19 protein-coding genes are annotated in these 24,024 nt (G+C 71.2%); 4 read left to right on the top strand and 15 right to left on the bottom strand.

What is annotated here, in order from left to right:
* Positions 1 to 54: 54 nt before the first annotated feature.
* Both JAO81_RS42085 and JAO81_RS00510 read right to left on the bottom strand, forming a co-directional pair.
* The gene (locus JAO81_RS42085; protein ID WP_233414729.1) at positions 55 to 2,406 is read right to left on the bottom strand and encodes a polysaccharide lyase family 1 protein; all 2,352 of its coding nucleotides are present in this window, start codon (positions 2,404 to 2,406) and stop codon (positions 55 to 57) included.
* Between the two features lie 167 nt (positions 2,407 to 2,573).
* Positions 2,574 to 3,023, bottom strand: a complete 450-nt coding sequence (locus JAO81_RS00510; protein WP_199545693.1) for a carboxymuconolactone decarboxylase family protein — start codon at positions 3,021 to 3,023, stop codon at positions 2,574 to 2,576.
* 81 nt (positions 3,024 to 3,104) lie between these two features.
* Here JAO81_RS00510 and JAO81_RS00505 point away from each other — a divergent pair, with 81 nt between their 5' ends.
* Positions 3,105 to 3,995, top strand: a complete 891-nt coding sequence (locus JAO81_RS00505; RefSeq protein WP_199545692.1) for a sigma-70 family RNA polymerase sigma factor — start codon at positions 3,105 to 3,107, stop codon at positions 3,993 to 3,995.
* Here JAO81_RS00505 and JAO81_RS00500 read toward each other — a convergent pair.
* From JAO81_RS00500 to JAO81_RS00475, 6 genes are all read right to left on the bottom strand, one after another.
* Positions 3,992 to 4,504 (bottom strand): S26 family signal peptidase, encoded by a 513-nt coding sequence (locus JAO81_RS00500; protein ID WP_199545691.1) that lies wholly within the window; start codon positions 4,502 to 4,504, stop codon positions 3,992 to 3,994. The two genes, JAO81_RS00505 and JAO81_RS00500, sit on opposite strands and share 4 nt — an antisense overlap.
* Entirely contained in the window at positions 4,501 to 6,405 is a 1,905-nt protein-coding gene (locus JAO81_RS00495; protein ID WP_199545690.1) for an ABC transporter ATP-binding protein, read from the bottom strand. Before JAO81_RS00495 ends, JAO81_RS00500 begins: the two co-directional genes overlap by 4 nt.
* Positions 6,402 to 6,965 carry a TlpA disulfide reductase family protein gene (locus tag JAO81_RS00490; protein WP_199545689.1) on the bottom strand — a complete coding sequence of 188 codons (564 nt, stop codon included), beginning with the start codon at positions 6,963 to 6,965 and terminating at the stop codon, positions 6,402 to 6,404. The genes JAO81_RS00495 and JAO81_RS00490 overlap by 4 nt, the downstream gene beginning before the upstream one ends.
* 116 nt (positions 6,966 to 7,081) lie before the next feature.
* Entirely contained in the window at positions 7,082 to 7,615 is a 534-nt protein-coding gene (locus JAO81_RS00485; protein WP_199545688.1) for a MauE/DoxX family redox-associated membrane protein, read from the bottom strand.
* A 79-nt stretch (positions 7,616 to 7,694) separates the two neighbouring features.
* Complete coding sequence (locus JAO81_RS00480; RefSeq protein WP_199545687.1) at positions 7,695 to 7,874, bottom strand: hypothetical protein; 180 nt, start codon at positions 7,872 to 7,874, stop codon at positions 7,695 to 7,697.
* A gap of 72 nt (positions 7,875 to 7,946) precedes the next feature.
* Entirely contained in the window at positions 7,947 to 8,480 is a 534-nt protein-coding gene (locus JAO81_RS00475; protein WP_199545686.1) for a hypothetical protein, read from the bottom strand.
* A gap of 119 nt (positions 8,481 to 8,599) precedes the next feature.
* On the opposite strand from JAO81_RS00475, the gene JAO81_RS00470 reads away from it, so the two are divergent.
* Positions 8,600 to 9,397 carry an AfsR/SARP family transcriptional regulator gene (locus JAO81_RS00470; protein ID WP_199545685.1) on the top strand — a complete coding sequence of 266 codons (798 nt, stop codon included), beginning with the start codon at positions 8,600 to 8,602 and terminating at the stop codon, positions 9,395 to 9,397.
* A gap of 185 nt (positions 9,398 to 9,582) precedes the next feature.
* Positions 9,583 to 10,737, top strand: coding sequence for an agmatine deiminase family protein (locus tag JAO81_RS00465; protein WP_199545684.1), 1,155 nt, complete (start codon positions 9,583 to 9,585; stop codon positions 10,735 to 10,737).
* 198 nt (positions 10,738 to 10,935) lie between these two features.
* Here the strand turns inward: JAO81_RS00465 and JAO81_RS00460 are convergent, their stop codons facing one another.
* The 6 genes from JAO81_RS00460 to JAO81_RS00435 form a co-directional block, all read right to left on the bottom strand.
* Positions 10,936 to 12,231: a CehA/McbA family metallohydrolase gene (locus tag JAO81_RS00460; RefSeq protein ID WP_199545683.1), complete on the bottom strand. Its 1,296-nt coding sequence runs from the start codon at positions 12,229 to 12,231 to the stop codon at positions 10,936 to 10,938.
* Between the two features lie 107 nt (positions 12,232 to 12,338).
* On the bottom strand, positions 12,339 to 13,076 hold the full coding sequence (locus JAO81_RS00455; protein ID WP_199545682.1) for a GNAT family N-acetyltransferase: 738 nt from the start codon (positions 13,074 to 13,076) through the stop codon (positions 12,339 to 12,341).
* Positions 13,077 to 13,122: 46 nt separating this feature from the next.
* Positions 13,123 to 17,088: a trypsin-like peptidase domain-containing protein gene (locus JAO81_RS00450; RefSeq protein WP_199545681.1), complete on the bottom strand. Its 3,966-nt coding sequence runs from the start codon at positions 17,086 to 17,088 to the stop codon at positions 13,123 to 13,125.
* 6 nt (positions 17,089 to 17,094) lie between these two features.
* Positions 17,095 to 17,433 carry a trypco2 family protein gene (locus JAO81_RS00445; protein WP_199545680.1) on the bottom strand — a complete coding sequence of 113 codons (339 nt, stop codon included), beginning with the start codon at positions 17,431 to 17,433 and terminating at the stop codon, positions 17,095 to 17,097.
* Positions 17,434 to 17,535: 102 nt separating this feature from the next.
* On the bottom strand, positions 17,536 to 19,497 hold the full coding sequence (locus tag JAO81_RS00440; protein WP_199545679.1) for a GMC family oxidoreductase N-terminal domain-containing protein: 1,962 nt from the start codon (positions 19,495 to 19,497) through the stop codon (positions 17,536 to 17,538).
* Between the two features lie 50 nt (positions 19,498 to 19,547).
* A complete protein-coding gene (locus tag JAO81_RS00435; RefSeq protein ID WP_199545678.1) occupies positions 19,548 to 21,134 on the bottom strand; it encodes a long-chain-fatty-acid--CoA ligase in 1,587 nt (528 codons plus the stop codon).
* Between the two features lie 217 nt (positions 21,135 to 21,351).
* On the opposite strand from JAO81_RS00435, the gene JAO81_RS00430 reads away from it, so the two are divergent.
* Positions 21,352 to 22,512: a TetR/AcrR family transcriptional regulator gene (locus JAO81_RS00430; protein WP_199545677.1), complete on the top strand. Its 1,161-nt coding sequence runs from the start codon at positions 21,352 to 21,354 to the stop codon at positions 22,510 to 22,512.
* A 101-nt stretch (positions 22,513 to 22,613) separates the two neighbouring features.
* On the opposite strand, the gene JAO81_RS00425 is transcribed toward JAO81_RS00430, so the two are convergent.
* Positions 22,614 to 23,822: an oxygenase MpaB family protein gene (locus JAO81_RS00425; protein WP_199545676.1), complete on the bottom strand. Its 1,209-nt coding sequence runs from the start codon at positions 23,820 to 23,822 to the stop codon at positions 22,614 to 22,616.
* Positions 23,823 to 24,024 lie beyond the last annotated feature (202 nt).

Here is a 24,024-nt window from a genome sequence, read left to right as displayed (position 1 = left end):
TAGGCGGTGCGCGGCGCCCGGGAGGCCCGGGTGCCGCGCCGGCGGACGTGGCGCCTACTGCGGTCCGGAGAACGCGCGGACCAGTGCCGGTACCGCACGCGCCGGGTCGAGCCGGTAGCGGTAGAAGGACCGCGGGTCGAAGGCCGCGCCCCACTCGTCATGGCGGCCCGTGGTGTTCTTCAGGACCGAGCCCCGCTCCACCAACTCGGCTCCGGCGTCCGCCTGATAGGGGTGCTGCACGCCGTCGTAGTAACTGTTCTCGATCACCATCTTCGTGCTGCCGCGCGCCCAGTTCCCGTACGTCCACACGGGATCGCCGTCGTCGACCTGGGCCGACAGGTAGTTGTTGTAGAGGTGCGCGTAGGCGCAGTTGTCGGCCGACGGGTTGCGCTGCTTGGTGCCGAGGAACCAGTTGTGGTCGATGGTGATCCGGGTCTTCGTGTTCTCGGTCCAGCCGATGCCGAGCGCCTTGTTGTGGTTCTCGAAGCGGTTGTAGGAGACGGTGATGTAGTCGCTGTCCTTGCGGATGTCGAGCAGCCCGTCGCCCATGCGCGTCAGGCGGTTGTGGTCGATCCACACGTGGTGCACGGAGTCCATCTGGATCGCGTCGAAGTCGGTGGTCTTGCCGTCCCAGTCGCCCTCGACGTACGAGTCGCGGATGGTGAGGTTGCGGATGATGACGTTGCTCGTGCCGGGGTTGAGGTGCAGCTCGCCGTGCACGATCTCGCCCGAGGTGCCGACGCCGACGAGGGTCTTGTCGGAGGCCACCACGATGTCCGAGCCGAAGGGCGCCACCTCGATCGCGCCCGCGATCCGGATGACGTACGGCTCGGGCGCGGCCGCGTACTTGGCCAGGTCGGCCTGGGTACGGACGGTGACGACCTTGCCGCCGGCTCCCCCGGTGGTGCCGCCGGCGAGGGAGGCGAAGCCGTGGGGGCGGTCGGTGTGCCGGACAGTTGTGGCGCTCGCGTGGGCGGCCTGGTCTGCGCCAACTGCGGTCTTCGCAGCGCTAGTTGAGGGAGCGGACAGGTTCAGGCGGCCCGCACCCGCCTCGCGCGCCACGTCCCGCGCCGCCACCCGCGCGCCGTCGATCCGGCCGTGCAGCTCGGGGGTCCAGCCGACGTCCGCGACGAGATCGCGCTCGCTGCCGGAGTTGTACGCGTTGTAGGTGGCGAGCAGGTCGACGGGGAAGCCGTTGAACTCGTTGCCCCGCTGGCTCAGCGCTGTACCGTTCCAGCTCTTCACGAGGTCCGCGACCTCGATATGGGCGGGGGCGGTGAAGGAGTTGTTCTCGGCGACGATCCGCGACTCGGTGGAGACACCGATCGAGTAGCGGTAGTCGCCTTCGCGGCCGTCCGGGACGTCGTAGCGGTTGTTGTAGAGGTGCACCTGGCCGAAGCGCACGCGCGGAGCGCGCTGGACGACGGACTTGAACCGGTTGTGGTGGAGGGTGACACGCAGTTTGCCGCGGTCGGTGGTGACACCGTCGCCGTTGCCGATCAGCATCGCCTTGTCGTGCTCGTCGAAGACGCTCCACGAGACGGTGACCAGGTCGGCGCCGTTGGTGATGTCCAGGAGCCCGTCGTGGCGCAGATAGGGGCGGGCGAAGTACACGGGCTCGCGTGCGTCGGGGCGGTCGCCGTCGCTCGCGGTGACGTGGTCGATCCAGACGTGGGTGGCGCCGCGCAGCCAGATGGTGTCGTACGCGGACTTCCAGTCGCCGAGGCCGCCGGTGTTGGGCTGCCAGGCGGGGAAACAGTCGTAGGCGTCGCGTACTTCGAGGTTGCGGATGATGACGTTGTCCGCGTTCTCGACCTGGAGGCTGCCGCCCTCGAGCACGGCGTCTGAACCCTGGCCGACGAGCGTGGTGTTGGAGCCGACGGCGAGTTCGACGCGTTCTGCCTGCCGTGCGGCGGAGGCGGCGCGGGCCTGCTCCTGGGGTCCGGAGGGCTTGGCGGCGCCCCAGGTGCGGGGGTCGTACGCCTTCAGATAGGCCTTGAGGTCGAATCCCCCGGTCGCGTAGTCCGCGCAGTCGAGCGGGCGGCCGCGGTCGTCGGTGTTGGCGTCGACCGTGCCCACCAGCTTGATGATCTTCGGGGTGTCGCTGCCGCCGTCCAGGGCCCGCACCAGCTCGGCGCGGGTGCGCACGGTGAAGACATGCGCGGCGTCCGCGGCGGCGCCGCCCGTGGTGCCGCCGCCCTCGCTCGCCCAGCCATCCCCTTCGGGCAGCACCTCGCGGCCGAGGTCACGGGCGGCTTGCCGTACCGGGGTGTCGGCGGTGGACCGTACGACTGTCTCCCGTGCCGGCTGCCGGCCGTCGGCCTGCACCGCGCCCGAAGCGACCAGCAAAGCACCCAGCGCGAGGACCGAAACCTTCCACGCCGCTCTCCTGCGTCCCGCTCTCATGCGTCAGCCTCGTCTCGGATCAGATATCGCGTCTCGTATATGAGATATGGCGAAGGACGCGACGAAGCTAGGGCGGGCACAGGTATTCGTCAACGGCTCTGACAAACTCCGTTCCCCCAGGGCCTGGTCACCTGGGGGAACGTCAACCACCGCCGACTCAGCCGGAGTTACCAGGTCTTGCCGGCCTGCTCCCGGATCGTGTGGTTGATGCGGTTGAAGAAGTTGGTCATGGCGATCTCCAGGGTGATCGCGCCCAGCTGCTCCTCGGTGAAGTGGTCGGCGGCCGCGTCCCAGATCTCGTCCGTCACTCCGGGGGCGCCGTCCTGGATACGGGTGGCGGCCTCGGTGAGCGCGAGGGCGGCCCGCTCCTCGTCGGTGAAGAAGGGCGTCTCGCGCCAGGTGCCCGCGGCGTGCAGCCGCTCGTCCGTCTCGCCCGCCTTCTTCGCCGCGGTCACCGAGGCGTGGACGCAGGGTGCGCAGCCGTTGATCTGGCTGGCGCGCAGATGCACCAGGCTGAGCACCCGGTGGTCCACGCCGCCGGCGGCTATCGCCTTGTAGAGATGCTTGACCGCGGTGGTCACGTCGGCATTCGGCGTGCTCTTGATCCGTGCTTCCATCGGGATGCTCCTCACTCGTTACCCGGACCCGTTCGGGCCCGTCATCACCCATGACGGAGCACTCCCGAGGAAGGTAACAACATGCCCGAACCCCGCCCGGCCGAGCCCGTGGCGCAGGCCTTCGAGGACCAGCGCGGCAGGCTGCACGCGGTCGCCCACCGGATGCTCGGCTCGCATGCGGACGCCGAGGACGTGGTCCAGGAGGCCTGGCTGCGCCTCGCGCGGCAGGACACCGCGGCCATCGACAACCTGGGCGGCTGGCTGACCACCGTCGTCAGCCGGCTCAGCCTCGACGTGCTGCGCTCACGCAAGACCCACCCCCAGGCCTCGTACGACGATCAGCTGCCGGAGCTCGTGGTGACCCTCGGAACCGACCCCGCGCCCGCTCCCGAGGAGACCGCGGCGCTCGCCGACTCGGTCGGGGCCGCGCTCCTGGTCGTCCTGGAGTCGCTCGGGCCGAACGAGCGGCTCGCGTTCGTCCTGCACGACCTGTTCGCGGTGCCGTTCGACGAGATCGGCCGGATCCTCGGCAAGTCCACCGACGCGGCGAAGATGATGGCCAGCCGTGCCCGGCGCAAGGTGCAGTCGGCCGAACGTCCCGAGGAGACCGGGCCCGAACAGCGTGCGGTGGTCCGCGCCTTCCTTGCGGCCTCCCGAAGCGGCAACTTCGACGACCTCCTGCGGGTGCTCGACCCCGAGGTCCGCCTGAGCGTCGACACCGGGGGCGAGCCGGTCGTGGTCCTCGGCGCCACCAAGGTCGCGGCCAACGCCCGCTTCGGCGCGGGCGGCGCCACGGTCGGGCGCCCGGCGCTGGTAGACGGCCGCCTCGGGCTTGTCGCCTGGGGTGCGGACGGCCGGGTCATGTCGGTGCTCGCGTTCACGGTCGCGGACGGCCGGATCACCGAGATCTCGGTGGTGAGCGACCCGGTCAGGCTCGGACGGCTGGATCTGCCGATGCCCGAGGTGAACTAGGGCCTGGTTCCCGGGGCGTCCGGCGCGGCGGGTGCGGCGGGTGCGACGGGTGCGGCGGGCGCATCCGCCCGTTCGGCCGCCCGGAGCCGGACCAAGACGGTGCCGATGACCTTGTCCTCGGGGCAGTAGCCCCACTGCTTCGAGTCCGACGAGCCCGGCTGCTCGCCGAGCAGCACGAGCATGCGCGAGGGTACGCGGGGTCCCGCGCACCGGTGGGCCCAGTCGGGTACGGGTTCTCCGGCGACGGCCACGACATGCTTCACGTACCAGGTCGTGGGCGTGTCCCCGGCGGGTGGCCGCCAGCCGTGCTCGGGGTGGGGGGCGACCACGACGGCCATCCGTCCGGGGGCGATACGGCGCCGGCCGCGGAGCATGAGGACCCGGTCGCCGGGCATGAGCGTGGGCGACATGCTGTACCCGCGGACGGTCACGGCCACCAGGCGCCCGCGCAGCAACAGCAGCGCGAGCAGCGGCAGTCCGGCCGAGGCGAGGAGCACCGCCGCGGTCACCGGACGGTCTCCTCGGCACTCTGCTCCACGGCGTACCCCTCGGCCTGCGTCGTGAACAGCTCGGCGTAGGCGCCGCCGAGGGACATCAGCTCCTCGTGCGTGCCTGCCTCCCGTACGGTTCCGTCGGCGATGACCACGATGTGGTCGGCGGCGCGTGCGGTGCCCATGCGGTGCGAGACGAGGATGCTGGTAGCGCCCTGGCGCAGTGCGGTGAGCCGGTCGTGGATATGGCGTTCGGCGACCGCGTCGAGGCCGGTGCCTGGCTCGTCGAGGATCATCAGGTCGCGTCCGGAGCGCATCAGGGCCCGGGCGAGCGCGAGCCGTTGCCACTGGCCGCCCGACAACTGGACGCCCGGGGCGCTCTCTTCGGTGTCGTCGGGGAAGAACATCCGGCTGAGCATGGTGTCGTAGCCCTGCGGGAGGCGGGCGAGCGCCGTGTGGATGTCCGCGTCCGCGGCGGCGGCGTGGATACGGGCCGGGTCGCGCAGGGCGTCGAGGTCGCCGAGCCCGATGTTCTCGCCGGCGGTCAGGTCGTACTCCATGGGGTCCTGGAAGACGACGCTGATCCGTCGGCGCAGCAGGTCGGCGGGGATGTCCCTGAGGTCGGTGCCGTCCCACAGGATGCTGCCGCGCTGCGGGTCGTAGAGCCGGCAGAGCAGTTTCACGAGGGTGCTCTTGCCGGCCCCGTTGAGTCCGACGACGGCCAGGCTCGTGCCGTACGCGATGGTCAGGTCGACGCCGCGCAGGATCCACGGTCCGTCGTCGGAGTAGCGGAACCACACGTCACGGAGCTCGATCCCCCGGCTCAGGGGCGGCGGTTCGATCGGGGCGGACGGTGCGGGGAGGTCGTCCTCGACCTGCGTGACGTACAGGAAATGGCCGAACAGCAAGGCGGTCTGGTGGCTCTGGGCGATGCATCCGACCAGGCCGATGAGGGAGGACTGCACTCCGGCGAGCGCGGCGACAAGCAGCGAGACGTCGCCGGCGGTCAGGGCGTGCGTGGCGGCCTGGTGCACGCCCCAGACGAGCGCCCCGGTGGAGACGGCCGCGCCGAGGACGGCGAGCGCCGTCTCATGGCGGACGAGGCGGCGGTCGAGGTGCTCCTCCTGCCCGTTGATGCCGTCCAGATCGTCGCGCAGACGCTGGGCGAAGTAGGAGCCGAGCCCGTAGAGGCGGATCTCCTTCGCGGCCTGGGTGTCGGTGAGCAGCCCCCGGTAGAAGATCTGGCGGCGGGCGAGATTGCTGGTGCGCCAGAACATGTCCGCGCGGTGGCGGCTGTTGGCCAGCTGGGCGAAGAGAGCGGGGACGGCGGCGGCCACCACGATCAGGGCCAGGGTGGGGCTGATGAGCAGCAGGCTGCCGAGGAAGCCCAGCAGGGTGAGGAGGGACTGCGCGCCCTGGAGTGCGGCGCCGACGAGGCGCTCGGCTCCTTGCGCGCTCTGGATGGCGAGTTGGAGGCGGTCGTGGAAGGCGGGCTGTTCGAGCCGGGACAGGCCGCTGAGCCGGTTGACGGCCTCGAGCAGCTCGCTCTGGGCACGGGTGGCGGTGGCGCGCCGGATGCGGGCGTCCGCATACGAGCCGACGGACGAGCCGGCGGCGAGCAGCACGGTGAGCAGGCCGATCCCGGCGGCGGCCCAGGTGAGGTCGGCGACCCGGACCTGCTGCGAAGTGAGCTGGTCCACCACGTACTTGAGGAGCCAGGACGCGGCGATGGGGGCCGCGCCGGCGATGACGACGGTGGCCACGCGGGCGGCGAGTGCACCGGGGCAGGCCCGCAGGGTGAGCGCGAAGACGGCGGTGAGACCGCGCAGTACGCCGGCCCGGCGCTGCTCGGGCTCGCCCCGGTTCGGTGCGGAAGGCGTGCCCTTCTGTTCCTTCGCGCCCTTCGTGCGGTCGTTCATACGGTGACGAGGTCGAGCGCCGTCAGGGAGCCGTTCCCGATGCCTGTCTCGGTGACGGTTCCGTCCGCGTCCAGGAGGACGAAGGACGGGTGGTGGCGCACGCCGAAGGTCTCGGCGAGCGGACCGTTCGGCGCTTCGACGACCGTCAACTCCGTGAACGGGCCCACCGCTTCGAGCAGCGGTCCGGCGGCGTCGGGGGCCCCGTTGATGACGGCGACGACCCGCGCGCCCGAGGGGGCGTTAGCCTCCGCCCACCGCTGGACGGCGGGGAGGCTCTCGCGGGTGGGGCCGCAGTCGGGGCGCAGGAAGCAGACGAGTGCCGGGTGGCCGGTCAGGTCGGACGCGGTGAGAGCGCCCTGGGGTGTGTGCAGCGTGAACTCCGGCGCCCGGTCGCCCTCTTGTACGGCGAGGGCGGGCGGCCCGGAGGGCGCGGCGGCCTGCGCCCCGGCGGCAGGTGCGGTGACGGCGGCCCGCCAGCGCTTGACGACCGCGGCGGTGAGGAGGGCGTTCGCGAGGGTGATCGCGGCGAGCAGGGCGAGGCCGGCGATGGCGTAGCTCACGGGTGGTCGTCCTTTCGGCGGGGGCGGCGGGGTGGCGGGGTGGCGGGAGCCGGGCGGCACGGGGCAGGTCAGCGTTGCCCGGCCGGGGCGGGTCTGCGTTGCCCGGCCAAGGCAGGTCAGCGTTGCCCGGCCGGGGCGGAGAAGAACGCGGCGAGGTCGTCGGTGAAGACGGCGAACACCGTGAGGTAGCCGGCGGCGGCCGCCGCGAGGGCAACTGCCGGGATGCTGAAGGGAGTCGAGGCTCCTTGGCCGACAACGATCGCGCCGCCGAGCAGCGCGAGCGCGGTGAGGACGGCGTTGCGGGCGATGTGCCAGGGCCCCATCGGCACCGTGGTCCTGCTGCCGAAGCAGGGGCAGCCTACGGCGGTGCCGCGCCGCATCGCCGCGAAGGCCACCGCGCAGAACGCCGCGCACAGGACGGCGGCGAGGCCCAGACCGGCGGCGAGGGTCCCGGGCACGGCCAGCAGTACGGCGGCGGCGAGTTCGGCCACCGGGACCAGGACCGCCAGCGCGGGTCTCGCACCGGCCGGCACGAAGGTGAAGCCGGCGAGTGCGGCGGCGAACCGGCGGCGGTCGCGGAGCTTGGCGAGGCCGGCCACGGCGAGCACGCAGATCAGGGTCAGACGGCAGACGAGCAGCAGGTCGGACAAGGGTCACTCCGGGGAGGTGGGTTCGCGGGCCGGGCGCGGACGGAACGGGGCGGGCCGCACGCGGCCCGCCCCGCGGGTGTCAGCAGTAGTCCCAGCTACCGCAGCTCACGCCGCACCGGGCCGTGTAGCAGCAGCGACGACAACGCTGGGCGCTGGTGCTCCACTCCGTCCAGCAGTCCGGCGGGCAGCCGGCCTCCGCCTCGGCCTTGGGCAGGATCCGCTCGATCAGGCGGCCGGCACCGGCCTTGAGTGTGCGCATGGTTCTCCTCTTCCTGTGAGTGGGGATGGACGTACTCCGCGGTGCGGCCGCGATCCGCGACCGCACCGGGGTTCAGGAGGCCGCCGGTACCGGTTCGCGGTCGGCGGCGAAGGGAGCGGTGACCACACCGTCCCGGTAGCGCAGGATCGTGGGGAACGCGGGCACCTGCAGGGCACGGAACAGCGAGGACGCCTCGGGGTGCACCACGATCTCGTCCGCGGTGTCGGCGAGCAGACCGGTCAGCGCGCTGTCACCGGCCTCCTCCCCCATCACGAGGGCCACGGCCCGGCCGCCCGACGCACGGGCGAGGTCGGCCTGCGCGGCGAAGTCCGGGAGGCTGTCCGTACAGGACGGGCAGTCGTGCGAGAAGACGCCGAGGAGCAGCTCCCCGGAGCGCAGGCCGTCCCGGGTCAGGGTCCTGCCGCTCAGCGCGGTGGAGCTGAACTCCGGTAGCAGGTCGCCCGGTTGGGGACCTTGGCCCGCGAAGCCGTCACGGCGGCGTACGGCTTCGAGCTCCTGCCAGCGGCGCAGGATGACGACGAGCAGGACCACGTTGAGCGCGGCGATGGTGCCGACGAGCACCAGACCGGCGATGACGAAAGGCACGTTCCAACCCCCTGGCGCGGATGGGCGCAGATGCAGGAGGGATCAGTGTGAAAGGTGGTGCCTGTCGGGAGAATGCCAAGATCTTGCCAGGAACATGACGAGGTGAGCATGATGCGGCCATGCTTGCCACGGGGTCGCAGTTCAGAGTGCTCGGCACCGTCGAATGGACCGTCGACGGACGCCCCACCGCCATCGGCCGCCGCCGCGAACGCCTGCTGCTCGGCCTGCTGTTGGTGGAGATCGGCCGCCCGCTGCCGATGGACCGGCTCATCGATCTGCTGGCGGACGAGGACGAACGTCCGCGCCCCCGGGCCGATCTGTACGTGGACGTCTGCCGGTTACGGGCCAGCCTGCGCCAAGGCGGCGGCGACGGATCCGTACAGCTGTTACGCAGCGGCTCCACGTACACCCTGGCCGGCGACCCCCAGCTGGTCGACCTGCACCGTTTCACCCACCTCCTCGACCGGGCCCAGCGCGCCACGGCCCCGCAGGAGGTGTCACGCCTCGCCTCGCTCGCCCTCACGGAATGGCGGGGCGCCGTGCTCGACGACGTGGCATCCGACCGCATACGCCACGGAGTCGGCGCCTCCTTCGGCGAACTCCATCTGACGGCCCAACTCCTGCACGTCGCTGCCGAGTTCGAGCTGGGCAACTACTGGCCGCTGGCCGCGGAGCTCGCCCGCCTCACCGAGGCGCACCCCCAGCACGAGAAGCTCCTGGCCTTCCGCGCCGCAACCCTCTACGCATGCGGCCGCCGCGCGGACGCCCTGAACGTCCTGTCGTCGGCACGGGCACGGATGACGGCCCAGCTGGGCCTCGACCTGACCCGCGAACTCAAGGACCTCCAGGACACGATCCTGCGCGACGGACCAGTGAATCCCCGCCTGTTCCGCCGGGGCGCGCTGGGCGCCGTATGACGGGCGGCGCCTTGCGGCCGTGCCGATGCCGGTGCCGGTGTCGGTGCCCGTGCCGGTGGCATTGATGGGCCAGGGGGACGGAACCGATCGCCATGCGCGCCGCGCTCTTCCTGGGGGCGACGGCGATTGCGGGCATGATCGCCACATTCGGCCGGTTCAGCCCTGCACGATGATCGGAGCTCCGCGTGTCCCCCCTCCTCCCCTCCCGCCGCTCGACCCTGCGGGCCGCCACCGCGCTCGGCGCCGCGGTGCTCGGCACCTCGGCCTGCCGGTCCGGCGACGAGGCGACGCCCGCTCCGAGCGGGCCCGGTGAGGACACCGCGGCCAAGGGACTGCGGATGGGCGCCGAGTGGGAGAGCCACGCCCGTACGTTCATGTCCTGGCCCGCCCTCACGTCGGTATGGGGTGAGGATCTCCCTTCCGTACGCGAGGACATCGCCCGTATCGCGCGGGCCGTCGCGGAGTACGAGTACGTGGTGATGCTGGCCCGGCCCGGCCAGCAGGCCGCCGCCCAGAAGGCGTGCGGGCGCGAAGTCGAGGTCATCCCGCTGGCCGTCGACGACCTGTGGGCCCGTGACACGGTGCCGGTGTTCGTGGAGGACGACGGCAAGGTCACCGGCGTCGACTTCCGCTTCAACGGCTGGGGCGACAAGCAGGAGCACCCGAACGACGGCCTGGTGGCCGCCACCCTCCTGAGCAGGTACGGCATCCCGCGGCGCAAGGCGCCCCTGGTGTCCGAAGGCGGGTCCTTCGAGACGGACGGCGAGGGCACGCTCCTGGTCACCGAGAGCTCGATCGTCAACGACAACCGCAACCCGGGAAAGAGCCGGGACCGGATCGAGGCCGAACTCAAGGAGACCCTGGGCGTGGAGAAGGTGATCTGGCTGAAGGGAGTGCGCGGTGAGGACATCACCGACGCCCACGTCGACAGCCTCGTCCGCTTCACCGAGCCCGGCGTGGCCCTCCTCGACCGCGCCCACCCGGACACCCCCGCCGACTCCTGGTCCCGCGCGGCCGACCAGGCCAAGGCCGTGCTGAGCAAAGCGACCGACGCCAAGGGCCGGCCCTTCGAGATCGTCGATCTGCCGCAGCCCGACCTGTACGAGATCACCGGCGAGGGCGACGACTTCGTCTCGACGTACGCCAACTTCTATGTGGCCAACGACTCGGTGTTCCTGCCCGAGTTCGGCGACCGCAAGGCCGACCGCCGCGCCCGCAGCATCCTCGAGGAACACTTCCCGCAGCGCGACGTCGTGCCGGTGCGCATCGACACGATCGCCTCCGGGGGCGGGGGGATCCACTGCGCTACGCATGATGAGCCGGGGAGCCCGGTGGACTGAGTTGCGGGCCGGAGAAGCCGGTGGACCGAGTCGCGGGCCGGAGAGGCCGGTGGACTGCGCGCCTGAAGGACGGCCGACGCGGCCGGGGCGGGGCCCACGGCCGGATCGTGCAGGCAGGCGTTCAACTCCGCGAGCAGGCTGCTCGGCGAGCTGCGGCGCCCGGATCAGCAGTAGGGCGCCGCAAGCACGAAGTCCGGATCAGGACCCCAGCCACCAAGGACTCGTATACGCGACTCCGAAGTCGTTGCAGGCATGGCCCGCCGGACCCGGGGTGCCGTTGGCCACGGCCGGGTCGGAGATGCGCAGGACCACCCAGGTGCCGTCGGCGGCGTTCAGCGGCACGGTGAGGTCGGCGACGGCGCCGTTCACCGTGTCGACCACGTCGACGACCGTCGGGACCCGCGTACCGGGCCGGAGCACCTGGACCCGCAGGGGCTTGCCGTCCCAGTCGGGGCCCCGGTCGATGTCGACGAGGAAGCGGACGTCGCCGGAGGCGAGCGGGATGACGCTGCCCATCCGTACGCCATTGGCCGTGGCGTCCACCCGCAGCCCGGAGACCCGGGTCGCGAACGAGCGCCGGGCCCGCATCGCCTCGAAGACGGCGGCACGGGTGTTCTCGGTGACCCACAGACCGCTGCGGCCCTTGCCCTCGTGGAACCCCCAGGTGGTGCCGTGCTCGTCGGTGACCCCCGTGAGACCGGGCCGCCACCCGGAGTTGAGGCAGACGCACAGGGGTGAGGCCTTGCCGGACGACCAGCCCTCGAAAAGGTAGTCGTCGGTGCGGTTGAACATCTCCAGGCCGACCATCTGCTGGAGCACCGAGGGCTTGAAGGCGAACTCGTTGAACCGGCCCGGCTCACGCCCGGGGTGGTTGAAGCTCGCGAGACCCGCGGGCCGGGCCGCCAGCCAGTTGTACAGGTTGCCGGGGCCCGCGGCCCTGAGCAGATCGGCGAAGTCGCCGGTGTTCCAGACGTTGATATGGCCTTCGAGCGGGCTCGACCACTCGAAGCCGCGCACCGCCGTGAACTGCCCCGGATCGTTGGCGGCATCCGCCAGTTGCCCCTGCGTGTTCCACTCCCCCGAGCTCAGCCCGTCGATGGCGAACAGGGTCGCGTGATCCGTGAGCGCCGCGACATCGAGCCCGGCCTCACGCATCGACCCGAACGCGGCCTGCGCCGAGCCGTCACCGTCGGACATCACGGTGTGGTTGTGCATATCGGCATGGACGAGCGTCGTGCCCTGCGTGAGCTTCGAGGTGCGCGAGGCGGCGACGAGCGGCACCGCGGAGCCCGCCCGGGTGGCATGGGCGGCCCGCGCGCTGCCGGGCATCGCGGCGAGCATCAGGAGCCCGCCGGCGGAGGACAGCAGGGCCCGTCTCGCGACGCCTCCGTGGTGGTGGTCGACATGGCCGTACGGAGTGGCGGGGTCGGCGTGGCCGTGCCCGTGGTCGCGGTCGTGCCCGTGGTCGCAGGAGTGCGCGTGGTGGGGAGTCATGGCGCGCAAGCTAGCGCGGGCATGCCAAGGGCGATACGGCCCGGAGCGTACGACCGGGCGAACACTTCCGTACGGGCCAACTCACGTTGCGAATACGGGGGTTACCTTCACTTGGAGGCCCACCAGGTGGAGTCAGTGAGGGCGGTGAAGCCCAGCGACTCGTACAGCGGCCGGCCGAGCCGTGAGGCGGTCAGCGTCACCGGCAGATCCGCCATGGGCGCGAGCGAACCCAGCATGACGGCCCGCCCGACACCGCGGGAGCGGTGCTCGGCCGGAGTGCCGACCCAGTAGAGGCTGCCGATCCCCTCGTCGACGACGGTGACACAGGCGCCGACCGGCTCACCGTCGAGCACGGCGAGGAACACGTCCACGCCCGGCTGCTCGAGCAGCGCCGGAGGGAACAACTCCCCGGGGCGGTGGGGCTCGAACCGGTCGAGCCCGAAACCCGCGATCACCATCCGCTCGGCAGCGTGCAGGTCGTGGGGCCGCCGTACGCGGATCACGTCCATCGCGGGCGGGGCGACAGGACCCGGCTCGCGCACCATCACCGGCATCTGCCAGTTCCTCGAGCCCAGATGGCCGAGGTCGGTCGCGCCGAACGGGTCCTCGGCATCCACCGGGCCCCTCGCGCGCTCCGCCAGCTCGGTCAGCTCGGCGAGCTCCGCCGGGCCGAGATCGGGCTCCTGCACCAGGAACCGCGTCCCGGCCCGCTCGTCACCGAGCACGGCGAGGAACCCGCGGCGGTGCACCACCTCGTGACCACGGGACTTCCCGGTCGCAGCCCAGAAGGCGGCGGAGTTCCTCGCCTGGCGCCGGGCGGCCGCCTCACCGATCGCACGGGTCATGGACAACTCACTTTCGCTCCGGCGGGTCGACGCCCCAACCTACTGATCACCCGTTCTCACCGAAACGGAATTCGGGGAACGGAGCATCCTGGACGGTCGCGTACCACGCGGCCTCCGCCTCCTGCCGGTTCGCCCGCGCGGCCAGGCCCAGGACCTGCCAGGCCTGAGCCTCCAAGGCGGACAGCCCCAACTGGCGCGCGTACACGATGCCCTGCACCACCGCGCGGACCGCGTCGCCCACCCGCCCGGCCAGCCGGTAGCACTCACCGAGCATCAGCAGCGGCGGGATCAGACCCCGTCCCCCGCCTTCCCGGGTGCGCCGGTACAGGGCGGTGGCGAGCCGGTACGCCGTCTCGGCGAGGTCCACCGCGGCCTTCGGCTGATCGTTCTCCGTGGCCAGCCCGATCAGGCCGGCGAGCTTGACCCCGAACGCGTCGAGCAAGTCGTTGCCGAGGTCGTCGACGAGCCCGTCGCACAGCCGCGCGAACTCCACCATCTCCTCGAGGACGTACTGCGGCTCGGACGACTCCTCCACCATGTTGAACTGCGTGTACAGGGCGCCCGCCATGTCCCGCCGCCACTCGACGCCGGTCCGGTCCTTGAACTCCCGTAGTACGGAGACGAGTTCGCGGGCATACGGCACGGCCTCGTCGAACCGTCCGGCCTCGGCGAGCCGCCTCAACGCGTCGTTCACGGCCCACAGCAGGTAGGAACGCTGCTCGTCGGACCGGTCCGACGCCTTGCCGGTCGCGCCCGCCGGCGCACGCCTCAGCTCGACCAGCACTTCGATCGCCGTCAGCGCACCGGCCGGGTCCCGTGCCGCGTCCAGGTGGTCGGCCAGCGTCGTCAACGCCCGTGAGAGGTAAGGCTCGTACAGCGGCCGGTCGATCTTGCAGAGGTTGCGGTACATGCTGACGGCTTCGTCCGCCTGCTTCAGATCGCGGGGCTCGCCGGTGCCACGGTCCATGATCATGTGTACGCCCTTCTCCGCACCGTCCGAGCCGGTGCCCGGCAGATGCGTGGTCGCCACGAGCGCCGGCAGATACACCCAGGGCTTGGACTCCCGCAGCTGCCCGTAGAGCCGGCTCACCAGCGTGGTCACCCGCGTCACTTGGCCCCAGTCGTCGTCGGAGGCCCTGATGCTGAGGGACATGTAGCTGCGCACCGCCGAGACGAAATGGTGGAGATGGGCCGCGGGGTTGGCGAGGGTGAGGGACTCGTAGACCTCGACCGCCTCGAACGCGGCCGCCATGGTTCCCGGGTCGCGCGCCACCGAGCGGAAGCCGACCAGGTTGTGCAGGGAGAGGCCCAGGCCCGGCAGATGGATGTCCGGGCGCACCGCGGCCAGTTCACGGCGGACGGCCACGACCCGTTCGCCCTCGGCCAGCGCCTCCTCGTGGCGGCCGGCGTGGTGCAGCGCCATCGCCAGGTTCGCCTGCCACCGAGCACGATCGGCACGCAGGTCAAAGGTTGCTTCCTGCTCCCCGGGGTGTTCGGCTTCGGTCGCGGCGATGATCCCGTCGTACGAGTCCACGACCCATTGGATGCGCTGCACCGCCTCCTCGGTCCTGCCCAGTTCCATCAACCGGAGCCCGAGCGTGCCGACTGCACGGAGCAGGTTCCACAGCGGAAGATCCTCGTCCTCGAGGGAGTTGAGGGTCTCGAAGGCCTGCTGGGCGCACCGGGCCGCGTCCTCCGTGCGCCCGTTCACCGCCAGTTCCACCGTCAACGCCTGGTACAGGGATGCCAGTTCGAGCCTGTGTTCCGCGCTGTCGGCCGGCAGCGCCTCCCGTAGTGCGACGGCCTCCTCCAGGTTGCGCAGGGAGAGCCCGCGGCGGCCCACGCCCTCCAGCCGCGCGCTCTCGTCCTGCAGCGCCTCGGCCAGCCGGCGCCGGTTCGCCTGCGATCCATCGGCGGCAGCGGCGCTGCGCCAGTGAGCTGTGATGTCCGCGGCGACCTCGGCGGCGAAGTGTGCGAGCCGCTGACTGTGGAGCGGTATCGCCTCGGCGATCCGGGCGAGTTCCTCCGTGCCGAAGCGTCCTCGGTCAAGCGCCGTCAGCGCGTCGAGCAGCGGCCCCGGATGCTCGGTCTCCGCGACGACCCGTACCGCCTCCGGAAGGTTCTCCCCCAGCGCGGGAACCAGCGCCCGGACGCGGTCGTCGACATCGCTCTGGTGGAGCCCGGCCCGAGCGAGCACGGTGAGTCCCCTGCGTATCTGCTGAGGCACACAGTGCGCGACCACGGTCCCGAGCAGGTCTGCGCCCCGTCTGAGCTCGTCCGCCACGAGGTACTCGGCGAGCAGGTCCGGCTGCAGTGAGCCCCAGTACGCCGCGGACTCGCCACTCGGCGCGGGATAGAGATCCTTGAGCCAGAGGCGGATGCGCAGCTGCTGGTCCTCGTCAGTGGCGGACAGGCCGGGCAGCGCGGCGAGCAGCCGCTCCGCCTGCGGTTCGTCGGCCGCGCCGTACAGCGCGGCCGCGGCCACGGCCCGCCGCTGGGTGCGCTCGTGCACCTGGATGCCCGCGGCCCTCGCCGCCTTGCTCCAGTACCGCTCCTCATGGTCCAGGATCACTTCCTCGGCCCGGCGGTCGCCGATATCGCGTGCGGGCTCGAGCAGGGCGGCGAGCGCCTCCATCTGGACGGCGAGCGCCGTGTCGTAGCGCTCGTGCCGCAGATCGGGTGGAGTCGGATCGGGGCGCCGCCAGTCGGGCAGTGCGGTCTCCAGGCGTACGGCGAAGTCCGTCCAGGCATCCTCGTAGAGCTGCCGTCTGCCCTGCGGTGAGCGCTCCAGCGGGGCGAGTTCCGCCACCTCGGCGGCGTGCACCGGATCGCCGGCCTGGCGACGGATCTGCTCCCACCAGTCGCCCGCCGAACGGGATATGAGGAGCAGCCTGAGGGGCGTTCCGTGCTGCGCCGAGGCCATGGCGTCGACGAGTTCCTCGATCTGCCCGGGCCGGTCGAGTCCGCTGCGCGGCCGGGTCTCGGCGTAGTCGACGACGAGGAGTGTGGGCCGGGCGGCCTGCTTGATCAGCGCGGCGACGGCGACGTTGTCCGCGGCGGTCGTCGCGTCCAGGAAGCCGCAGCTCCAGTCGGCGCCGAGGCGTGTGGTCAGCTCGAGGGCGAGGCGGGTCTTGCCCTGCCCGCCGGGCCCGGTGACCATGCGAAGGAGTGGGCTTGTCTCCTCTGCGCACCAGTTCACGAGCTGCCGCAGCTCGTCCTCGCGCCCATGGAAACGGGCCGCCTTGTTCTCGGCCTGCAGCAGCGAGACGGGCGAGAAGGAGCCGGTGCGACCACGCCTGCCACGGCCGAGGAACGGGCTGAACTCCACTGGTTCGACCGCCGGTTCGCCGTCGAGTGCGGCCCGGAAGCCCGGATCGGCGAGCAGGGTGTCGACCGGGCGGCAGATCAGCCGGCCGTCGCCCGCGGGCCCGGTGGCGAGGACGACCGCCGTCACCAGTCCGTGGCTCAGCACCGCCGCACCCGACATGCCCTGCCAGGAGGCCGGGCCCAGGGAGTGGTCAGGCCGTACGAAGAGGTAACCGGCCCGCCTGCCGGTGCCGGGAACGATGCTGCCCGGCATCCGCTCAAGGTCTCTGACCACGGTCCCGGGGGTCTCCGTCGCGTACGACTGGACGGCCGCGTACCCCGTGAACTCGCACCGTACATCGGTGGAGAGCGTGCTCAACCGCCCCCAGCGGACCCCTGGTTCGCGTCCTCTCAGCACCTCCGTCAGTGGTCGCTCCGTCTCCAGGAGGGCCACGTCGTCGGCATCGGTGCCTCCAGGTCCCGGCCGGACCACCTCGGCCTCGCACCAGTCCCCGCCGGCCGCCGAACGCACCTTGAGTCCCTTGCGGTTGCTTACGGCCCGAGGAGCTTCCTGGAAGATCCCGTCCGTCGCGCGCACCCCGTCGGCGACCACGTGCAGGGCGGTCAGGACATGGTTCGGGCCCACCAGATAGCCCGAGCCGTAGCCGCCCTCGCACCACACCTCCACGACTCGGCTGTCGATCACGGCCGCCTACCTGGGGAGCCCTGAAACCGAAGGGTCCAAAACGTGAGGTGGCCTGCCGCCGTTCTGCGTGTCCTTGGGCTTGAGCACGAGCCTGACGCGGTGCTCGCTGGCCGTGGAACTGCCGCGGCTTGCGCCCGCGCCGACCACCCACACCTTGACGCCGCCTTCGCGCCGGTCGTCCTCGGTCACCGTGACAGCGAACTCCAACTCGATGTCACCGAGCTCGAATTGGATCCGCTGCCCCACGGATCTCTCCATGGATTGCGCGAGTTGCTCACGTATCGCATCGACGACCGTAGTCAGCTCAAGTCCCGGCATGATGCCCCCGCCCTCGTTGCCGATCACCCGACGTTCGGATCCTGCCAGTCGGGGAGGAATCCTGTCCGCCAAGGACGAAGAATCACCTGCCGAGGTCGCGCGGCGGCCGGGCGGCGGGCCGGCCGTGGATCACCCCCGGCCGCCGAGCCGTTCCGCCAGCCTCGTCGCGTTCATATACGCAATCGCCTCGATGGAGATCATGGGATTCACCCCGGACGAGGTCGGGAAGCAGGACGCATCGGCGACCACGACATTGGGCACCTCCCAGGTCGCGCCGTCCGGGTCCGTGGCGCTGGTGGTGCGGTCGCCGCCCATGCGGGCCGTGCCCATGATGTGCAGTGCGGCGATCGCGCAGCGGCCGGGGCGGTAGCCGGTCCTGCGGCAGGCGGCGGTGAACTCCTCGTACGAGCCGCTGCGTTCGGGCTCGTACGCGGGGCCCGACTGGTGGGCCGAGTAGATACGGCGGGCGCCCGCGGCGGCGAGGATCCTGGTGGCGCCCTCGACTCCGGCGTGCAGGTGTGCGGTGTCGTACTCCGAGAGCCGGTAGTGCGGTACGGGTTCGCCGTCGCGTGCCACCTTGACCTGGCCGCTGTCGCGGTCGCGGGTGATGACGCCGACTCCTGCGGTGTGGCTCAGGTCCTTGAGCGCGCCGAGGTGGGCAAAGGCGCCGCGCCAGTTCATGAATCCCTGCAGGGCGGCGGGGTTGCCGGGTCCGGTCTCGTAGATGACTCCGTGGCCCTGGCCGTCGAGGTCGCTGTGCTCGCGGGAGTAGCGGGTCTGCAGGCCGCCCTCCCACGGGCGGATCTCCTCGTCGAAGACGCCCCAGACGGCGGTGGCGGGGTGCAGGCGCAGGTAGCGGCCGATGGTCTCGTCCTTGAAGCCCGAGCGGCGCAGCAGCGCGGGCGTCTGGATCGCGCCCGCGGCCACCACGACGGCGCGGGAGCGCACCGTGACGGAGTGCCCGGAGGACGTGACCCCGCGGACGCCGACGGCTCGGCCCTGCTTCAACTCGACTGTACGAACTGAGGTGTTGATGACCAGGCGGGCGCCGGCGGCCTCGGCGTCGGCGAGCCAGGTCTTGGTGACGGACTGCTTGGCGCCGAGCCGGCAGCCGTAGCCGCAGCGTCCGCAGTCGGTGCCCATGTCGCAGCCCACGACGTTGCGCGGCATCGCGTCCACGTGCCAGCCGAGGGCGCGCAGGCCCCGTTCCATCACGGCGTCGCGGGAGGAGGCGGTGGAGTGGTCGTTGTTCACGGACAGGCGGTCCATGACGGCCTCGATGGCCTGGGTGTACTCCTTCTCCGCGAACTGCCGGGCGCCGAGGCCCGCCCATTCCGCGCGGATCTCTGCGGGCGTGGGGAAGGACGTCGTCCAGTTCACGACCGTGCCGCCGCCGAGGCAGGACCCCGCGACGAGGGCGATCTGGCCCTCCGCGGTGGCCGCGGGACCGGAGGCGTACAGGTTGGTGAGGCCCGTTGCCTCGCCGCCGTCGAAGTCGGCGTCGTCGAAGTATCCACCGCGTTCGAGCACGACCACGTCGAGTCCGACGCCGGCGAGGACGGCGGCCGCGGTGCCTCCGCCGGCGCCGGAGCCGACCACGACGACATCGCAGTCGAGGGTGGTGTCGGCGGACGGTGAGAGGGGGTTGAGGCGGGGGCGGGGTGCGTCCTCACGCTTGCCCAGCGGGCCGGGATAGCCGATGGCCTCCCACACCGGCGAGGTGTCGGCCGTCCCCGGGGCCAGCAGATACGCCGAGGTCGCGAGGGAGCGCAGCGCCTGGAACAGCACGCGTTTGCGCTCCGACGGGGCGTCTCCCATGCGCAGCAGCAGTGCCTCGCGGTCCGCCGGCGACAGCTGCGAGAAGCGGCGCCCGCCGGTGCCGAGGAACAGTCCGGCAAGGCGTGAATCCCACAGGGAGAGCAGGGTGGCGACCTGCTTGCGGTCCTGGACGCGCGGCATGTTCCGTACGAGGGCCTCGGCGAGGGGCACCGCCCCGAGCGCGCTCGCGGACGGGATCTGCGCACCGTCCCCCGGGGCGAAGGTGTCGCAGATCGCGGTGAGCGCCGCCTGCTGGCGGGGGTCGAGCTGCATGGAACCGTCCTCGTAGGTGGGAGAGTTCGAAGGGATGGGGGTGCGCGTGGTCACACCCGGTTCTCGTCCTGGGTGCGCAGGGCGGGCTTGACGACCTTTCCGCCCGCGTTGCGCGGGAGCCCGGTCGTCGCCACAAGATCCTTGGGCATCTTGAAGGAAGCAAGCCTTCCGTCGAGAAAACCGGTCAACTCCGTGAGAGACAGGGCGGTTTGGGGTGCGAGCGTCACGTACGCGACCGGTATCTGCCCCCAGCGCTCGTCGGGTCGGCCGATGACCGCGACCTCGAGGACCGACGGGTGCGCGGCGATGGCGTTCTCCAGCTCGGCGCAGTAGATGTTCTCGCCGCCGCTGATGATCATGTCCTTCTTGCGGTCGACCACCCAGACGAAGCCCTCCTCGTCCATCCTGACCAGGTCACCGGAGTGGAACCAACCGCCCTCGAAGGCGTCCGCCGTCTCCTGCGGCTTGAGCCAGTAGCCCTTGGTCACCGTCGGACCGCGGTAAACGATCTCGCCGACCTCGCCCACGGGGACGTCATTCATCTCCGCGTCGACGATGCGGTACTGGATGGTCGGGATCGGCCGGCCGACCGAGCCGAGCTTGCGCAGGGAGTCCTTCCCGCGCAGCACACAGGTGATCGGCGAGGTCTCGGTCTGGCCGAACACGGCCACGTTCAGGGCGTCCGGGAAGGCCTCGCCCATCGCGCGCAGCGTCGTGTCACTGGCGGGCGCGGCTCCCCAGCTGATGACGCGCAGTTTCAAGTCCCGCTTGTCGATGTCGGGTTGGGCACAGAGCAGGTCCCACTGCTGGGGCACGTTGAACACCACGGTGGCGCCTTCGCGTTCGTACGCGTCGAGGACGGCCGCCGGGTCGAAGGCGCCGAGCGGGTGGATCACGACCGTGCCGCCGACCAGGATGTTCGCGACGATGGAGCCCAGGCCCGCGATGTGGAAGAAGGGTGCGGTCAGGAAGCCGACATCCGAGTCGTCGAAGACCTCCATCGCCCGGATGCAGGTGATCGCCTGCACCTGCATATTGCGATGGGAGAGCATCACGCCCTTGGGCTGCCCGGTGGTGCCCGAGGTGTACATGATCAGCGCCGTGGACTCCTCGGGGATGTCGGGGAGCTCGATCGGCTCCTGTGCGGCGAGGAAGTCCTCGTATGCGAACTCGCCGTCGTGAGCGCCCTGCTGGTCGCTCGGACCCTCCGGCTCCCCGCCGATCACGACGACCGTGCCGATCGACGCCGCCGCCGGGACCGCACGCAGCAGCGGGAGCAGGCGGGCGTCGACGATCACGGCGGACGGGGTGCAGTCGGCGAGGATGTAGCCGAGTTCGAGGGGTGCGAGCCGGAAGCTGAGCGGAACGGCCATCGCGCCGAGGCTGTTGGCGGCCACCACACTTTCCACAAACCACGGGTGATTGAGCGTCAGAAGCGCCACGCGGTCGCCCGTGCCGATACCGCGATCCGAGAGCGCTGCGGCCAACTTCAGTGAGCGGCGCGAGAGTTCGGACCACGTCGTGGTGTTCCCGAGGTGGCGCAGCGCGGGCTTGTCGGGGCGCATGGTCGCGTGGGTGGCCACCTGCGCCATCCAGTGGTGCCGGAAGGACCAGGCGGGAGCCGTAACGGTGGACATGCCACTCCTCGGGTTCCGGATGGGCGGACGGGGGTGGGGATCGGTGGCCATTGTGCCCGCGGCGGCACCGCCCAGGAAGCCCTTTGTTAATGGAAAATCACATCGGATGTGAACGGCCAGTCACGTGCGGATCACGGTGGCGAACGGCTACGGACCGCCCGGGGCCGTGTGATTGACTTGTGCGCATGGTCCTGTCTCTGCGTCCCTCGTCCTGCCGGTGACGGCCGAGCCGATCGCGGCCACGCGCCCGCGCAACCGCAAGCAGCTGATCGTCGAGGCGGCCGGCCGCGTGTTCAGCGAGCGCGGCTACCACGCGGCCTCCATGGAGGAGATCGCGGCCGCCGTGGGCATCACGGCCACGGCCCTGTACCGGCACTTCCCGAACAAGTACGCCCTGTTCGCCGAGTGTGCGAACGTCATGGTGGACCGGCTCGTCGCCACGCTCGACGAGCTGCCGCCCGAGGCGGACCTGGCGGAGGTGCTCGGCGCCGTCACGGGGGTCGCCGTGGAGCATCGCGCGTCGGGGGGCCTGTACCGCTGGGAGGCCCGCTACCTCGACGCCGAGGACCGGCAGGTCCTCAGGGGGAAGTTCGCCCGGGTCGTCGGGCGGGTCACCGAAGTCGTACGGCGTGAACACCCGGGGCCCGACGAGGAGTTGCGGGCCGTGGCCGCGCTCGGCGTGATCGGATCCGTCACCCAGCACCACAACTCCATCGCCCGGCGGCGGCTCGAGGAAGTGCTGCTCGCCTCCGCGCTGCGGGTCGCGGCGGGGGCCCCCGCGGCCGTGCGCACTCCCCGCCCGGTCGCGTTGCCCGCGCAGCCCGTGCCCCGTACGCGCAGGGCACAGATCCTGGCCGCCGCGATCCCGCTGTTCGCCCGCGACGGGTTCGCCAAGGTCACCAACGGGCAGCTCGCCCAGGCCGTGGGCCTCGCGCCGTCCGCGCTCTACCGTCACTACGCGACCAAGGTGGACATCCTGGTGGCGGCCTGTCTGCAGGCGGCGGGGCTGCTCGCGCAGGCGGTGGACCAGAGCCTCGACGAGGTGACCGATCCGCGCGACGCGGTCATCGCGCTGGCGTCGGCCTACGTGGGCTACAGCTTCGAGCACACCGAGCTCACCAGCGTCGCCGAGGCCGAGGTCGCCGGGCTGCCGGACGATCTGCGGCAGCCGCTGATCCTCGCGCAGCGCGAGCACATCGCCGTATGGGAGCAGCAACTGAAGCTGGCCCGGCCCGAGTTGGACCCGCGTCAGGCACGGGTCCTTGTGCACGCGGGGTTCGGGGTGGTCGTGGAGGCCGGACGGCGGCTGCACTGGCGGGACAGTCCCGGGCACCGGAGCAGCGTGACCCAGCTGGTCGTGCAGGCGCTGGGGCTGTAGTCGCCCGGACGACAGGACAGGGCCCTGGGTCTGCGGCCGCCGCCGCAGACCCAGGCCGCCGCCACAGACCCAGGGGGCCGCCACAGACCCAGAGCGCCGGCTCAGCCGCCGGGCCGGTTCGCGGCCGGGAGCGTGATCGGAGTCTGTGTCGCGGAGGTCCCGTTGTTCAGGTACAGCATCGAGATGCCGCGCAGCGCCCGGTCGAACAGGTAGCCGCTGCCGGGCAGCACACTCGACGTCCCCTCACGGAAAGCGACGTACAGCGGCCATTCGAGCCGGATCAGCGCGGCCTGCACCCAGTCACGGCGCAGGTTCAGCCAGTCGCCGATCTCGTTGCCGAGCAGATAGCGCACGAACTCGTTGACGAACCCGGTGGCAAGCCCCAGCGTCGGGTCGCTGACATAGCTGAGCAGCGTCTCGGCCAGGTCGTTGCCCTCGGTGGTGGGGGCCAGGTCCGGCCACAGCATCTGCTCGGCCTGGTCCACCGCGGCGGCCCAGGTCGCGGGGATGAACTGCTGCTGCACACCGAGCAGATGGAGTGCGACCTGCCAGGCGTGCAGATCCGCCTCCTTCTCCGCCGCGGAGAGCCGGATGCCCCACTTGAGCAGGTTGGTGTGCGCGTACGTGGCCACCGAGTGGAAGGTGCGCAGGATGTCGCCGTTGCTGATCGGCTTCGGCTGGTCCGCGCTCCGCATGAAGCCGGCCGAGGTCGGCAGCAGATTGCGGACGACGGAGTGCACGAGACGGGTCTTGTTGGCGGTGACGATGAAGTGCCCGGTCGGCTGCCAGGCCGTCTCCGAGTTGAGGTCGTAGCCGAAGGTGAACGTCTTGGCCGCGCGGTCCTTCATATCGGCGCCGCCCGCCGACCAGTAGACCGCTCTGGCCTCCCGCGGGATCACGGTGCTCATCATTCCGCTGCCCAGGCCCTGGGACACGAACAGATAGCTGGCCAGGCGCTTGTAGTAGCGCTCGGAAGCGGCGAGTTTGGCGGCGTCGGCCCAGGACGGCAGCCGGTTGACCTTCTGCAGGTAGCTGGTCAGATAGCCGGGCATGCCGGCCGGCAGCGGGTCCGCGTTGTCGACCCACGAACGCCAGACGGTGTTGACCGCCGGGATGACGCCGTCGGCGAGCAGCCGCGCGGCCACCTCGTCCGGCTCGGGGTCCCAGACCGTGAACGGGTCGGCTACCGCGTCGACACCGGCGAGCGATCCCGCGGACGACCAGGCCCACGCCTTGGGTGCGGAGGCCACACTCACCAGGCCGAGCGCCGCACCCATCGAAAGGGCGCGCCTCCTGCTGATATTCGTCATTCACTTACCCACTTCCAGGCAGGTCGGATCTCACCTTGATTCGCCGCTGAGGCTTGCGAGTTGGGGCGATCTACAAGGTTGTCCATGGGTGTGATTTTTGATTAACATAACGACGCGTGCCGCGGTCGGCAAGGCTTCTGCACGGCCCTCTGTATGACCCCTGCACGACCTCTGTGCGATCTCTGTACGACCTCTGCGCGGC

The sequence above is a fragment of the Streptomyces sp. N35 genome (assembly GCF_016464295.1).
Taxonomy (GTDB): Bacteria; Actinomycetota; Actinomycetes; order Streptomycetales; family Streptomycetaceae; genus Streptomyces.
This window is presented reverse-complemented; position numbering and strand designations above follow the sequence as displayed.